The sequence below is a fragment of the Actinoplanes sp. NPDC049681 genome, from assembly GCF_044465265.1.
Lineage (GTDB): Bacteria > Actinomycetota > Actinomycetes > Mycobacteriales > Micromonosporaceae > Actinoplanes.
Genome location: NZ_JBITLP010000008.1, coordinates 36,455 through 49,195 on the forward strand (window position 1 = coordinate 36,455; position 12,741 = coordinate 49,195).

Consider the following 12,741-nt stretch of genomic DNA (forward strand, 5'->3'; position numbering starts at 1 on the left):
CCGAGATATGGCATGCTTCCGAATAAGTTCTAGAACTTTGGAGGTGCGTCATGACCCTGGTCTCGGCTCCCGTCGGGCATCCACCCGCTGCCGGCGGCCGATTCGGCGCGTTCGGCGGGCGGTTCGTGCCCGAGGCGCTGATCCCCGCCTGCGCTGCCCTGGAGGACGCGTTCCGTGACGCCTGGGCCGATCCTGGGTTCCGGCAGCAGCTCGACATGTTCCGGACGGTCTACGCCGGACGGCCGACCGCCCTGACCCCGGCGTGGAACCTCTCCGCGGAGCTCGGCGTCACGCTGCTGCTCAAGCGCGAGGACCTCGCGCACACCGGCTCGCACAAGATCAACAATGTCCTCGGCCAGGCGCTGCTGGCCCGGCGGATGGGCAAGACCCGTCTGATCGCCGAGACCGGAGCCGGTCAGCACGGCGTGGCCACCGCCACCGCCGCGGCCCTGTTCGGCCTGCGCGCGACGGTGTTCATGGGCGAGCGTGACATCGAGCGGCAGGCACTGAACGTCCTCCGGATGACCGTGCTCGGCGCCGAGGTCGTACCCGTCACCAGCGGGAGCCGGACGCTCAAGGATGCCACCAGCGAGGCGATGCGGCACTGGGTCTCGTCGGTCGAGGACACCCACTTCTGTCTGGGGTCGGTCACCGGGCCCCACCCGTACCCGTGGATGGTCCGGGAATTCCAGCGGGTGATCGGCGACGAGGCCCGCCGCCAGTGCGCGGGTGAACTGCCGGCCGGCGTACCCGACGTCGTCGTGGCCTGCGTGGGCGGCGGCTCCAACGCGGCGGGCACGTTCGCCGGTTTCGTCGGCACCGGCGCGCGCCTGGTCGGCGTCGAGGCGGCCGGCGGTGCGGCGATGACCGACGGGCGCCCCGGCATCGTGCACGGCTCGCGCTCGATGGTGCTCCAGGACGACGAGGGTCAGATCGCCGAGGCGCACTCGGTCGCCGCCGGTCTGGACTATCCCGGCGTCGGACCCGAGCACGCCTACCTCGGTGGTGCCGGTCGCGCCGAGTACGTCACCGTGACCGACGACGACGTGCTGGCCGCCGTCCGCCACCTTGCCCGCGCGGAAGGCATCATCTGTGCCCTCGAGTCCGCGCACGCGGTGGCCTGGGTGCTCAGGGCGGCCGGGACGGGCGAGCTCCCGCGCGGTGCGACGGTGCTGCTGACATTGTCCGGGCGCGGCGACAAGGACATGGCGCAGCTCCAGGAGGTCTCGCGATGATCGACGCCGCCCGGCGCCCGCTGCTCGTGCCGTACGTCACCGGTGGCCTGACGCCGGACTGGACCGACTACCTCCTCGCCTACCGGGACGCGGGTGCGGATGCGATCGAGGTGGGCCTGCCGTTCTCCGACCCGATGCTGGACGGCAGCACCATCCAGCAGGCGTCCGACCGGGCACTGGCCCGCGGTGCCACGGTCAGCGGGATCCTGGCCGACCTGACGGCTGTCGCCGGGCGGGTACGCGTGCCGATCGTCGTCATGACGTACGCCAACCTCGCTCTGCGCGTGGGAATGGACCGCCTGGCGCAGGCGGGCGTCTCCGGGCTGATCGTCCCGGACCTGCCTTTGGAGGAGTCGGCGGAGCCGGCGGCCGCGGCGGCCCGCGAGGGCATCGACCTCGTCCTGCTCGCCGCGCCGTCCACCCCGGACGATCGGCTCCGGGAGATCTGCGCCCGCAGCCGGGGCTTCGTGTACGCCGTCAGCGTCATGGGCACGACCGGTGAACGCGACGTGCTCCCGCCCGAAGCCGCGGATCTTGTTCGGCGGATACGAGCAGCCGGCATCTCCTCCCGGCTGCCGGTGCTCATCGGGTTCGGCATCTCCACGCCGGCACAGGCGGCCGAGGCGGGACGCGCCGGGGACGGTGTGGTCGTCGCCTCCGCGCTCATGCGTAGGGTGCTCAACGGGGCCACGGCCGATGATCTCCGGTGCGACGTCGCGGCCCTGCGCGCCGCACTCGACCTGGGGGTGTCCACTGGAACGCCGTACGCCGAAGTATCAGGCGATCGCCGATGACCTGACCGCGAAGATCCGCGCCGGCGAGCTGGCGCCGGGTTCGATGCTGCCCCCGCAGAAGGAACTGAGCTCCCGGTACGGGGTGACGCTCGCGACGCTGCGCCAGGCACTGCAGCGGCTCGAGGACGAGGGCCTGGTCTCGCAGGAGCCGGGGCGCGGCACGTTCGTAGCCTCGCCCCGGCTGATGTACCGGCTGGATTCCCTGCGCGGGCTGGCCGAGGACCTGAAGGCCCAGGGTCAGGAGGTCACCACTCTGATCGTCGCCCAGGAGCTGCGCCGGCCGCCCGCGTGGGTGGCCGCCCACCTGGGCGAGCCGGCGACCCGCCGCGTCCTGCGCCTCGAGCGCCTGCGCCTGCTGTCCGGCCGGCCCGCGGTGCACCAGCTGTCCTGGGCGCCCGACCGCGCCGGCCTGGGCCTGGCCGGCCTCGACTACAGCGGCGCCTCCCTCTACGCGGTGCTCGCCGCCCACGGGGTGGTGGTGCACCGCGCGTCCGAGGCGCTGCGCCCGGCGCTGCTCGACGAGCAGATCGCCGGCCTGATGCACCAGCCGGCGGGCCTGCCGGTGTTCGTGTCGGACCGGGTCACGTTCGGCCTGGACGACCGCCCCGTCCTCGTCGACCGGGCCACCATCCTCGGCACCGTCATGGAGATCCGCGCGGAACGCGCCGCGACGGGCGTCTCCCTCCAATGGACCCGCCAGGAACGCTGACGGCGCAGCTTGGTTTGTTTGTGGCGTGGCGTGGCGTCGCCTAGCGTTGGTCCGTGGATGTGGGGGATGCAGCGGAAGGCCCCGGCCGCGAACCTGACAACGAACAGCGGCGGGAGCGGACTCTTGACGCCCGCGAGCGTTCCGCCGTCGAGCGGGATCAAGTCGCCGATGAGCGGGAACGGCTGGCGGACGCGCGGGACCGCATCGCCGATCACCGCGACCACGTCGCCGATACCCGCGATGCGAGCGCGGACGACCGGGAGCAGCGGCTCGACGCCTGGGAGCAGACGCTCAGCGGACGCCAGAACCAGCTTCGGGCGGGCGTCGACGACCGTCTCCGGACCAGCCGCGACGCGATCGCACGGGGACACGAAGCATTGCAGCGGTCCAGGGCCCGGCTCGAGCGAGCCGACGCCGCGTTGACCGCCGGCGAGGCGGAGGTCGCCCGTGCCCAGGCCGAGATCGACCGGGAGGTGGCACGCAGCCGGCGCGAGACCGACATCGACTAGCCTCCGTCACGGGACGGCTCGCGGCCGTCGTGGGCCGGTCAGCTGGTGACGTCACGACCCGCGAACCGTGCCCAGGCCGCCGGCAGGAACACCGTGATGTATCCACCCGCCGACAGCAACCCCGGCCACAGCGCCCGCCACGACACCGGATCGCGCAACAGCTCGCCGAAGTCCTGCCAATGCCGCGTCAGCAGGTACGGGTGCAGCCAGTCCAGCTGCGGCACCTGCCCGAGCACGAAGCTCGCCACGGTCAGCATGGTGAGGGCGATCGTGGCACCCATCGGCTGCTCGGTGAGCGTCGACAGGAAAAGCCCGACCGCGCCCAGCGCCGCCAGGCAGACGCCGAGGTACAGGCACACGGCGAGCAGCCGGAGCAACGCCGTCCCGAGGCCGATGCTGGTGCCCGACAGCGTCGTCACGTCGCCGCCGCCGAACAGGAGCAGGCCGGCGATCAGGCCGGAGACCGCCACCACCAGCGGCGCGACGAAGGCGCCCAGGACGATGCCGGCGTACTTGATCGCGAGCAGCCGGGTCCGCCCGACCGGGACGGTCAGCAGGTAGCGCAGCGTGCCCTGGGCGGCCTCGCCCGCGACGGCGTCGCCGGCCAGCATGGCGATCGCGATCGGCAGGAACAGGCCCAGCTCCACGCCGAGGGCCGCCAGCGCCACGAAGAAGCCGTTGCCCAGGATCTGGGCGAAGAAGTCCGGCCCCCGGCCGCCGTCGCGCCCGTCCGGCGTGGCCACCTTCATCGCCACGGCCAGCACGACCGGTACGGCCGCCAGCGCCGCCAGCCCCACCTGGTTGCGCCGGCGCACCGCGATGAGCCGAAGCTCCGACACCAGGAACCGCGGCGACACCCGCACCTCAGCCTGAGACATCGAAACCCCGCCCGGTGAGCTGCACGAACACGTCCTCGAGGCTGGGCGCCTCGACGGCGAAGCCGCGGACCGCCACGCCGTCGTGCACCAGCGCGGCCACGACCTTCTCCGGGGCCGCCGCGCCGAGCCGCCCGGACGCCTCCGCCGCGGTCTCCGCGATCTCGGTCAGGCCGAGCGTCCGCAGCACCCGCGCCGCCTCCACCGGCTGGTCGGTGAGCACCCGGGCCCGCGGCGCCGCGTCCGACCGCAGCTGCGCGAGCGGTTCCTGGGCCACCAGCCTGCCCCGGTGCATGACGCCCACGTGGGTGCAGATCTGCTCCACCTCGGTCAGCAGGTGCGTGCTCAGCAACACCGTCGCCCCCTCGGCGGCGAGCGTGCCGACCAGCGCGCGCACCTCGCGGGTGCCCTGCGGGTCGAGGCCGTTGGTGGGCTCGTCCAGCACGAGCAGCTCCCGGGGCACGAGCAGAGCGGCCGCGATCGCCAGGCGTTGCTTCATGCCGAGCGAGAAGGTCCGGTACCGCTTGCCCGCCGCGGCGGACAGGCCCACCCGGTCCAGCGCCGCCCCGATCCGGGCCTCCGCGGTGCGCCGCGGGGCCGTGCGGTCCGCCGCGTCGAGCCGCCGCAGGTTGTCCCGCCCCGACAGGTACGGGTGGAAGCCCGGCCCTTCGACCAGTGCCCCCACCCGGGGCAGGACGTCTCCGGCGCGGTCCGGCATGGCCTCGCCGAGCAGTTCGTGCCCGCCGGCGGTGGGGCTGATGAGGCCGAGGAGCATCCGAATGGTGGTCGTCTTGCCCGACCCGTTCGGACCGAGGAAGCCGTACACCGCCCCGCGCGGGACAGCCAGGCCGACGGCGTCCACCGCGACCTGGCTGCCGAACCGCTTGGTCAGCCCGTGCGAGGCGACCGCGAGGTCGGTCACCGACCCGCTGCCTCGTACAGCTTCTCGGGGGCGACGGCGCCGACGAGGATCCGGCCGTCGTCGGTGAGCAGGGCGCTGAACAGGGCGCTCTGCAGCAGCCGCCCGCTGCCCCAGGTGCCGCTGACCTTCGGCAGGAGGCCGGTCAGCGCGTCGAGCTGCTGCTTGCCCTCGCCGGCCTTCGCGCCCAGGTCCTTCGGCATCTTGGCGACCAGGACCGAAGTCCAGCCCTTGCCGACGACACGGGTGCCCTCGGGGGCCTCCGGCTTGCCGGCCGCCGCCTTCTGCTGGGCGTGCTCCGCCTGCTTCTGCGCCCGCTCCGCCTGCTTCTGCACGTCGGCCGCGCTCGGCGTCTCCACCTTCGTGCCCGGCGGCGGGTTGAAGGCGAACTGCTCCGGGTCCGGCTGGGAGAAGCTGACCTGCTGGAACGCGATCCGGACCGCCGGCTTGGTGGCGTCCTTGGCGTACACGTCCACGCCGAGCGGGATGTGCTTCTCCGCGTCGATCGCCAGGCGCACCTGGCCGACGAGGGAAGCCGTGTCGCGCGGCGTCAAGACCAGCTCGTACGCGTCACGCCCCGCCACTTTGGCCGCCCCGGTCGTGGTGACCGCCGTGGTCGGGTCGACGGCGGCGAGCGCGGCGTCCGCGGCCTCCTTCGGCGTCGCCGGTACGCCCTGCGGCAGGGTCTTCTGCTCGTGCTGCTTGTCCGCCGGAATCGTGAAATGCGTGGCCGAGCTGTCATTGCTGCGCCACAGCCACACGTCGGAGCCGTTACGGATGACGTCCGTCTCGCCGAGCTTGCTCTGCACCGCGAGGCGAACCTTGTCCTCCCCGCCGTACCAGACCCGCGCCGTGTTGCTCCCGGCCACGAGGTTGATCAAGTCGGCGTTGGAACCGGCACCGCCCGTGATGCCGGGCAGGGCGGGCAGCCCCAGGTCCGCGGTCTGCTGAATCGTCCCGGAGAGCCCGTCGATCTTCGCCGTCTGCACGTCCACGAGCAGTTGCGCCGCGCTGCGGTCCGGCAATGTGGGGTCCGCGCTCGCTGCGATCGTCCCCGCTGCCGCGCCGCCGCCGATGACGACGACCGCCGCGGCCGCCGGAACCAGCCAGCGCATCGCCGGCCTCGACCTGAAGACACTCACGATGTCCACCTCCCGTTGTCTGCAGCCATCCTGCGCCGGGTGTGCTGTGACGCCGCTGAGAGCGTCCCCTAGGGCGACTCAGGGTTGCACAGCGGGTGCCGAACAGGATCCTGTGCGCCTTTCCCTCGCCGACGTGAGCGTCAACGCCAAGATTCTCGCCGCCGTCCTGGTCGGCACCGCGGTCTCGCTGGCGGTCGGGGTCGTCGGGCTGGTGGCGCTGGCCCGCTCCAGCGACGCCGCCCAGGAGATCTACCGCAGCAACGTCGCCAGCGTCGACGCGGTCGGCGATCTCAAGGCCGCCATGGCGCAGGCCCGGGTGGACCTGGCGAACCAGGCGATCTCGCAGGACGAGACCTCCACCGCCCACTACACCGACGCCTTCACCGGGGACCTGCGCGCCGTTGACGCCGCCTTCGCCGCCTATCGTGCCAGCCGCCCGGCCGGCGATCCGGCCACCGTCACGGCGCTGGACAACAACTGGCGGGCCTGGGTGCAGGTCGCGCAGGAGAAGCAGCTGCCGGCCGGGGCCCGCGACGACTTCTCGGCGTGGCAGATGGTGCGTGACACCAAGATCCAGCCGATCATCACCGACATCCACGGCGAACTCGAGCAGCTGGGCAAGGCCGAGGCCGACGAAGCCGCGCAGTCGGCCCGGTCCGCCAGGTCCGCGTACGAGAAGAGCCGCTGGGTCTCGACCGTCCTCATGGTGGTGGGGATGCTGCTGGCCCTCGCCGCCGGCCTGATGGTCGCCCGGCGCATCGTCCGGTCGCTGAACCGGGTGAAGGCGGTCTGCCTGAGCCTCGCCGACGGCGACCTGACCCGCTCCACCGGCCTGACCTCGCGCGACGAGACCGGGCAGATGGGCGCCGCCCTGGACGCCGCGGTGGCCCGGCTGCGCCAGACCATCAGCACCATCGGCGGGTCCGCCTCGACGTTGTCGGCGGCCTCGGAGGAGATGTCGGCGGTCAGCACCCAGCTGGAGTCGGGCGCCGGGGAGGCCGCGGCGAAGGCGAGCACCGCCAGCGCCGCCACCGAGCTGGTCAACGCCGGCGTGCAGACCATCGCCGCCGGGGCCGAGGAGATGAACGCCTCGATCAGCGAGATCGCCACGAACGCCGCGCGGGCCGCCGAGATCACCCTGCAGGGCCTGACCGTCGCCGAGCGCACCAACGGGCAGGTCGCCGAGCTCGGCACGGCCAGCGCCGAGATCGGCGACGTGGTCAAGCTGATCACCAGCATCGCCGAGCAGACCAACCTCCTGGCCCTCAACGCCACCATCGAGGCGGCCCGGGCCGGTGAGCTCGGCAAGGGTTTCGCCGTGGTGGCCGGCGAGGTCAAGGAGCTGGCCCAGCAGACGGCCCGCGCGACCGAGGAGATCACCGCCCGGATCGCCAACATCCAGGCGTCCAGCGGCTCGGCGGCCCAGGCGATCGGTGAGATCACCGAGGTGATCAGGCTGGTCGGCGACTACACCACCACGATCGCCTCGGCGGTGGAGGAGCAGACGGCGACGACCAGCGAGATGGGCCGGCAGGTGGGGGACGCCGCGCACAGCAGCGGGGAGGTCGCCCGTACGGTCTCCGGCGTCGCCGAGGTCGCCGGGGCCACCGCCGACGGCGCCCGGGCGACCCAGCAGGCGGCGGCCGAGCTGACCCGGCTGGCCGCCGACCTGACCGGGCTCGTGGCCGACTTCCGGCACTGAGCGCCGGCCCGTACCGGGTTCAGACCCGGCCTTGAGACCGTACTGAGGGTCCGTCGCGATAGTTCCTGTGACAGCGCCGGGGAGCATCGCTAAGGAGACCTCACATGCCGATCGACCGCCTCGTTTACGGCCTGCGGCGGCCCACCCTCGCCGACGCCCGTGAGAGCCTGCGCCGGGGCGTCGCCGATCCGGCCGCGGTCTGGCAGGAGTTGCTGACCGAGACCGGCCTGACCGGTGAGGAGACCGACGCCGGCTCGGTGGCGTCGATGGCACGGGCGATGATGAACAGCGGAGGCATCGTCGGCCTGTGCGGCAACGCCCTGTCGATCCGGATCACCGCCTACACCGCCCTGAGCGCGGTCGGGGAGCTGTTCGCCGTCGCCTGAGCGGTCCGCCGCTGTGACCCTGCTGAGAACCGATTCGCTCACCGGCGCCCGCATGCCAAGGTGGACGGGTGCGCTTGCTGGTGGTGGAGGACGAGGCGCGGCTCGCGACCGCGCTGCGACGCGGCCTGCAGGCCGAGGGGTTCGCCGTGGACGTCGCCGCGGACGGTGCGGACGGCCTGGAGATGGCGCGGCACGGTGAGTACGACGCGATGATCCTCGACGTGATGCTGCCCCGCCTGTCCGGTTACCGGGTCGTGCGGCAGCTGCGGGCCGAGCAGAAGTGGCTGCCGGTGCTCATGCTCTCCGCCAAGGACGGCGAGTACGACCAGGCCGACGGGCTCGACTGCGGCGCCGACGACTACCTGACCAAGCCCTTCTCGTACGTGGTGCTGCTCGCCCGGCTGCGTGCCCTGCTGCGCCGCGGCACCCCCCAGCGCCCGGCCGTGCTGCGTCACGGCGACGTGGAGCTCGACCCCGCGCAGCGCAAGGTGACCGTGGGCGGGGCCGAGGTGGTGCTGACCGCCCGGGAGTTCGCGCTGCTGGAGTATCTGATCCGGCGCCCCGGCGAGGTGGTCTCCAAGACCGAGCTGCTGGACCACGTCTGGGACGCCGCGCTGGACACCGCGGCGAACGCGGTCGAGGTGTACGTCGGCTACCTGCGCCGCAAGATCGGCCGGGATCGCCTCGAGACGGTCCGGGGCGCGGGCTACCGGCTCGCCGGGGGCTGAGCGTGTCGCGGCTGCGCCGGTTGAGCCTGCGGGCCCGGCTGCTGCTCGTGTCGATCGTCGTGCTGACCGTGGGCCTGGCCGGCGGGGGCGTCGTGCTCGTCGCCACGATGAACTTCGCGCTGCTGCGCACCGCCAACACCGAGGCTCTGCAGACGGCCCGCGCGGTGGCCGAGCTGGTCGACACCGGTTCGCTCTCCGACCCGGTGCCGGCTGCTCCGGCCGTACGGGTGCAGGTCGTCAACGCCGCCGGCCAGGTGCTGTCGGTCTCGGCCGGCGCCGACCGCCTGGTGCCGATCCTCTACGAGCGGGAGCGCGAGTCCCTGCCCGACGGCGAGGGAATGTTCATCCCCGGCGCCCGGATCGGCTTCGCGGGGCGGGTGCGGGTGGTGGCCCTGGCGGCGGGGCCCGCGGACGCCCGGGTCACGGTGCTGGTCGCCCGGTCGACCGACGATCTGATCCAGAGCGTCCACCTGCTGCGTACCACGCTGCTGGTGACGTTCCCGCCGCTGGTCGCCCTGCTCGCGCTGGTGGCGTGGCGGGTGGTCGGCGCGGCGCTGCGCCCGGTCGAGGCGCTGCGGGCCGGCGCCGAGGAGATCACCGGCGGGGCGCGGCCCGGGATGCTCCCGGTTCCCGATTCCCGCGACGAGATCCACCGTCTCGCCACTACGCTCAACGACATGCTGCACCGCCTCGACGCCGCGCGGGCGCGGCAGCGGGCGTTCGTCGCCGACGCGGCCCACGAGCTGCGCAGCCCGCTCACCAACATGCGTACCGAGTTGGAGGTGGCGCAGCGGCTGCCGGACACCACCGACTGGCCGGAGCTCGCCGGTGACCTGCTGACCGACGTGCACCGGCTGAGCCGCCTCGTCGACGACCTGCTGCTGCTGGCCCGCGCGGACGACGCGACGACCCGCCCGGCCCGCCCGGTGCTGGAGGACGTCGAGCTGGGCCGGCTGCTCGCCGAGGTCGCGGGCCGCTATCCGGACGTGGCGTACGAGCGCCCGGCCGTGCCGCTGCTGGTGCACGGCGAGCGGGACGCGCTCGGCCGGGTGGTGTCGAACCTGCTGGACAACGCCGTACGCCACGCCCGCTCGGCGGTGCGGCTCGAGGTGGCGTCTGACGGCGCGTACCAGCGGATCGCGGTCGTCGACGACGGCCCCGGCATCCCGGCGGCCGACCGCGAGCGGGTCTTCGACCGCTTCACCCGGCTGGACGACGCCCGGGCCCGCGACGCCGGCGGATCCGGGCTGGGCCTCGCCATCGTCCGGGAGCTCGTGCGCCGCCACCACGGCACGGTGACCCTGCGGGGCGCCACCCCGCCGCCGGGCCTGCACGCCGAGGTACGCCTGCCCGCGGCCTGAGCCGCGAAATCCGCCGGAACTATCCCGGCGCGGACACCGACCAATGACCGTGCCCGGCACCCGCCGGAGCAGATCGAACCGGAAGGCCTGAAATGTCCCTGTTGAAGCGTTCGGCCGTGGTCGGCGGCGCCGTTGCCGCGCTGACCCTCGCCCTGGCGGTGCCCGCCGCCGCGCACGTGACCGTGAATGCGAACACCGCCGTCCAGGGCGGCTACACGAAGGTCACGTTCCGGGTGCCGAACGAGTCCGACGCCGCGAGCACCACCAAGGTGGAGGTGAACCTGCCGGCGGACACGCCCTTCGCCTCCGTGTCGCTCAAGCCGGTGGCCGGGTGGACCATGAACGCCGAGAAGGCCAAGCTGGCCCAGCCGCTGCAGGCGCACGGCACGGCGATCACCGAGGCGGTCAGCAAGATCACCTGGACCGCCACCGGTGACGCGGCGATCAAGCCCGGCCAGTTCCAGGAGTTCGACGTCTCGCTCGGCCCGCTGCCGAAGGTCGACCAGGTGGTGTTCAAGGCCCTGCAGACGTACTCCGACGGCAGCGTCGTGCGGTGGATCGACGAGCCCACCACCGACGGCACCGAGCCGGACAAGCCGGCGCCGGTGCTGAAGCTGACGGCTGCCGCCGCGGGCGCGCCGGCCGCCGCGACCGGCCCGACCGTGACGAGTGCCACGGCGGGCGACAGCAAGGGTGACGGCAACGGCACGTGGGCGGGCATCGTCGGGATCGTCCTGGGCCTCGCCGGCCTGGTGCTGGGCCTGCTGGCCTACCGGCGCGCCAGTGGTACAGCCGGGGGAGGCGCGGCTACGGGCGGCACGGCCGCAGCGCCGGCGGGCGCGGCGACGTCGTCAGCCGCGACCAGGTGACCGGCGCTCAGGACGTGGCGGGCGGGTCGTATTTCGGTTCGTAGAGCGTGATATTGCCCGCGCCCGGCACCTTGAGCTGGATGGTCAGCCCCCAGCCCTGGTCGCCGACCTCGCCCTCGAAGGTGGCGCCCTTGGCGGTCAGCTCGGCCACCGTGGCGTCGAGGTCGTCGCACATGAGCGAGACGTCGAAGCGCTGATCGGTGGTGCCGGAGGTGCCGGCGTGCTGCCACGTGCGCGGATGCGCGGCGAGCTCGCTGGGCCCCGTCTTGAAGATCAGCCAGCCGCTGCCGGTGTCCGTGGCGGGGAAGCCGAGCACGTCGCGGAAGAAGGCCCGGGCGGCGCCGGGATCGTCGGCGTAGATGAGGGTGTGCACCGCCGTTATCACGCTGGTCATCCTAGGGGTGTTTCGCGGATCATGGCGTCACAGGCCGTCATGATCCGCGAAACACCCCCTGGCCCCGCGCGAGCGCTCAGGCGGCCCCCGTGTACGCGGCGAAGGTGCGGTCGGCGGCGGCCCGGGCCTGGTCCGGGTCCTCGCCGGCCGCCACCGCGACCCGCGCCCAGGCGTCGACGCTGAGCCGCATGAACTCCTGGCCCTCCGGCGACATCATCCAGGCCGGGCCGTCCTCCGGGCGGATCGCCGAGCCCGGGTCGATGAGGTGGCCGGCCAGGCCCAACATCCCCAGGTCCCAGCCCAGGCCGGTGGCTGAGGGGCCGAACTTGTCCCAGAACTCCGCGGCGACGTGCGCGACGTGCTCGAGCTCCAGCCGCGTGCGCCCGTCGCCCTCCGCGGTCAGGCGGACCTCGATCCAGCTCACCTCGCCGTTGTACTCCCACGTGGCGGCGAAGCCGTGCGGGCGCTCGCACCGGCTGATGGTGCCGCCGGCGTTGCCCTCGAGCTGGTAGTGGCCGCCCTCGCGCAGGTCGCCGGTGATCGGCATGAACCAGCGCGGGATCCGCTCGGCGCTGGTCACCGCCTCCCACAGGTCCTCGGCGTCCGTGTCGTAGACCTGGCTCATCGTGGTGACCTTGGCCTCGCCGGCCTCGAGCCGCCGGTCGCCCAGCGTCCGCCGGACGTCGCTGATCTGCTGCTTCACCTGCATCATGGGGTCGCTCCCGGATCGTCGTCGCGGCCGGCGAGGCGCCGCTGCCGCTTGCCACGGGCCACCTCGGTGGCCAGCGCGTCGAAGTGCGGCGTCCAGAATCGCCGGAACCGGCCCAGCCAGGCGTCGGCCTCGCGCAGGGCGGTGTCGTCCACCGCGTACAGCCGGCGGGCGCCGTCGGGGCGCACGGTCGCGAAGCCGTTGTCGCGCAGCACCCGCAGATGCTGGGAGACGGCGGGCTGGGAGATCCCGAACTCGGCCCGGATCACCTCGGTCACCGCGCCGGAGGACCGTTCGCCGTCGGCGAGCAGCTCCAGGATGCGGCGGCGAACGGGATCGCCGAGCACGTCGAACGCGTGCACGGGACGACGTTATCAAGCCGTACTTATATAAGCCAGTTCTGAATCAG

The 12,741-nt window shown here is 73.1% G+C and carries 15 protein-coding genes; 9 read left to right on the forward strand and 6 right to left on the reverse strand.

What is annotated here, in order from left to right; all coding sequences use genetic code 11:
- Positions 1–50 precede the first annotated feature (50 nt).
- The 4 genes from trpB to ACIBO8_RS27765 are packed head-to-tail and all read left to right on the forward strand — an operon-like array spanning position 51 to position 3,247.
- The gene (trpB, locus tag ACIBO8_RS27750; RefSeq protein WP_396118260.1) at positions 51–1,235 is read left to right on the forward strand and encodes a tryptophan synthase subunit beta; all 1,185 of its coding nucleotides are present in this window, start codon (positions 51–53) and stop codon (positions 1,233–1,235) included.
- Entirely contained in the window at positions 1,232–2,029 is a 798-nt protein-coding gene (trpA, locus tag ACIBO8_RS27755; RefSeq protein ID WP_396118261.1) for a tryptophan synthase subunit alpha, read from the forward strand. Before trpB ends, trpA begins: the two co-directional genes overlap by 4 nt.
- Positions 1,932–2,738, forward strand: a complete 807-nt coding sequence (locus ACIBO8_RS27760) for a GntR family transcriptional regulator (RefSeq protein ID WP_396118262.1) — start codon at positions 1,932–1,934, stop codon at positions 2,736–2,738. Before trpA ends, ACIBO8_RS27760 begins: the two co-directional genes overlap by 98 nt.
- Before the next feature lie 53 nt (positions 2,739–2,791).
- Positions 2,792–3,247, forward strand: coding sequence for a hypothetical protein (locus ACIBO8_RS27765; protein WP_396118263.1), 456 nt, complete (start codon positions 2,792–2,794; stop codon positions 3,245–3,247).
- Between the two features lie 38 nt (positions 3,248–3,285).
- Here ACIBO8_RS27765 and ACIBO8_RS27770 read toward each other — a convergent pair whose 3' ends face one another.
- Genes ACIBO8_RS27770 through ACIBO8_RS27780 form a run of 3 tightly spaced genes read right to left on the reverse strand, consistent with a single transcriptional unit; the run spans position 3,286 to position 6,183 of the window.
- On the reverse strand, positions 3,286–4,125 hold the full coding sequence (locus ACIBO8_RS27770; RefSeq protein WP_396118264.1) for an ABC transporter permease: 840 nt from the start codon (positions 4,123–4,125) through the stop codon (positions 3,286–3,288).
- Positions 4,112–5,044: an ATP-binding cassette domain-containing protein gene (locus tag ACIBO8_RS27775; RefSeq protein WP_396118265.1), complete on the reverse strand. Its 933-nt coding sequence runs from the start codon at positions 5,042–5,044 to the stop codon at positions 4,112–4,114. The genes ACIBO8_RS27770 and ACIBO8_RS27775 overlap by 14 nt, the downstream gene beginning before the upstream one ends.
- Positions 5,041–6,183 carry an outer membrane lipoprotein carrier protein LolA gene (locus tag ACIBO8_RS27780; protein WP_396118266.1) on the reverse strand — a complete coding sequence of 381 codons (1,143 nt, stop codon included), beginning with the start codon at positions 6,181–6,183 and terminating at the stop codon, positions 5,041–5,043. The genes ACIBO8_RS27775 and ACIBO8_RS27780 overlap by 4 nt, the downstream gene beginning before the upstream one ends.
- 133 nt (positions 6,184–6,316) lie before the next feature.
- Between ACIBO8_RS27780 and ACIBO8_RS27785 the strand changes: the two genes are divergently transcribed.
- The 5 genes from ACIBO8_RS27785 (at position 6,317) to ACIBO8_RS27805 (ending at position 11,229) form a co-directional block, all read left to right on the forward strand.
- The gene (locus ACIBO8_RS27785) at positions 6,317–7,885 is read left to right on the forward strand and encodes a methyl-accepting chemotaxis protein (protein ID WP_396118267.1); all 1,569 of its coding nucleotides are present in this window, start codon (positions 6,317–6,319) and stop codon (positions 7,883–7,885) included.
- A 104-nt stretch (positions 7,886–7,989) separates the two neighbouring features.
- Entirely contained in the window at positions 7,990–8,271 is a 282-nt protein-coding gene (locus ACIBO8_RS27790; protein WP_396118268.1) for a hypothetical protein, read from the forward strand.
- Between the two features lie 68 nt (positions 8,272–8,339).
- Complete coding sequence (locus ACIBO8_RS27795; protein ID WP_366152209.1) at positions 8,340–8,999, forward strand: response regulator transcription factor; 660 nt, start codon at positions 8,340–8,342, stop codon at positions 8,997–8,999.
- Between the two features lie 2 nt (positions 9,000–9,001).
- Entirely contained in the window at positions 9,002–10,360 is a 1,359-nt protein-coding gene (locus ACIBO8_RS27800) for a sensor histidine kinase (protein WP_396118269.1), read from the forward strand.
- 92 nt (positions 10,361–10,452) lie between these two features.
- Complete coding sequence (locus ACIBO8_RS27805) at positions 10,453–11,229, forward strand: YcnI family protein (protein WP_396118270.1); 777 nt, start codon at positions 10,453–10,455, stop codon at positions 11,227–11,229.
- A gap of 7 nt (positions 11,230–11,236) precedes the next feature.
- Here ACIBO8_RS27805 and ACIBO8_RS27810 read toward each other — a convergent pair whose 3' ends face one another.
- The 3 genes from ACIBO8_RS27810 to ACIBO8_RS27820 all read right to left on the reverse strand — a co-directional run bounded on the left by ACIBO8_RS27810 (position 11,237) and on the right by ACIBO8_RS27820 (position 12,694).
- Positions 11,237–11,623 carry a VOC family protein gene (locus ACIBO8_RS27810; RefSeq protein ID WP_396118271.1) on the reverse strand — a complete coding sequence of 129 codons (387 nt, stop codon included), beginning with the start codon at positions 11,621–11,623 and terminating at the stop codon, positions 11,237–11,239.
- Positions 11,624–11,699: 76 nt separating this feature from the next.
- The gene (locus tag ACIBO8_RS27815; protein ID WP_396118272.1) at positions 11,700–12,335 is read right to left on the reverse strand and encodes an SRPBCC family protein; all 636 of its coding nucleotides are present in this window, start codon (positions 12,333–12,335) and stop codon (positions 11,700–11,702) included.
- A complete protein-coding gene (locus tag ACIBO8_RS27820; protein WP_396118273.1) occupies positions 12,332–12,694 on the reverse strand; it encodes an ArsR/SmtB family transcription factor in 363 nt (120 codons plus the stop codon). Before ACIBO8_RS27820 ends, ACIBO8_RS27815 begins: the two co-directional genes overlap by 4 nt.
- Positions 12,695–12,741 lie beyond the last annotated feature (47 nt).

Bases quoted from the DNA above. Each gene is read 5' to 3' on its own strand.
- ACIBO8_RS27815 (WP_396118272.1), bottom strand. From the start codon at position 12,335: ATGATGCAGGTGAAGCAGCAGATCAGCGACGTCCGGCGGACGCTGGGC.
- trpB (WP_396118260.1), top strand. From the start codon at position 51: ATGACCCTGGTCTCGGCTCCCGTCGGGCATCCACCCGCTGCCGGCGGC.
- trpA (WP_396118261.1), top strand. From the start codon at position 1,232: ATGATCGACGCCGCCCGGCGCCCGCTGCTCGTGCCGTACGTCACCGGT.
- ACIBO8_RS27760 (WP_396118262.1), top strand. From the start codon at position 1,932: ATGATCTCCGGTGCGACGTCGCGGCCCTGCGCGCCGCACTCGACCTGG.
- ACIBO8_RS27810 (WP_396118271.1), bottom strand. From the start codon at position 11,623: ATGACCAGCGTGATAACGGCGGTGCACACCCTCATCTACGCCGACGAT.
- ACIBO8_RS27790 (WP_396118268.1), top strand. From the start codon at position 7,990: ATGCCGATCGACCGCCTCGTTTACGGCCTGCGGCGGCCCACCCTCGCC.
- ACIBO8_RS27770 (WP_396118264.1), bottom strand. From the start codon at position 4,125: ATGTCTCAGGCTGAGGTGCGGGTGTCGCCGCGGTTCCTGGTGTCGGAG.
- ACIBO8_RS27805 (WP_396118270.1), top strand. From the start codon at position 10,453: ATGTCCCTGTTGAAGCGTTCGGCCGTGGTCGGCGGCGCCGTTGCCGCG.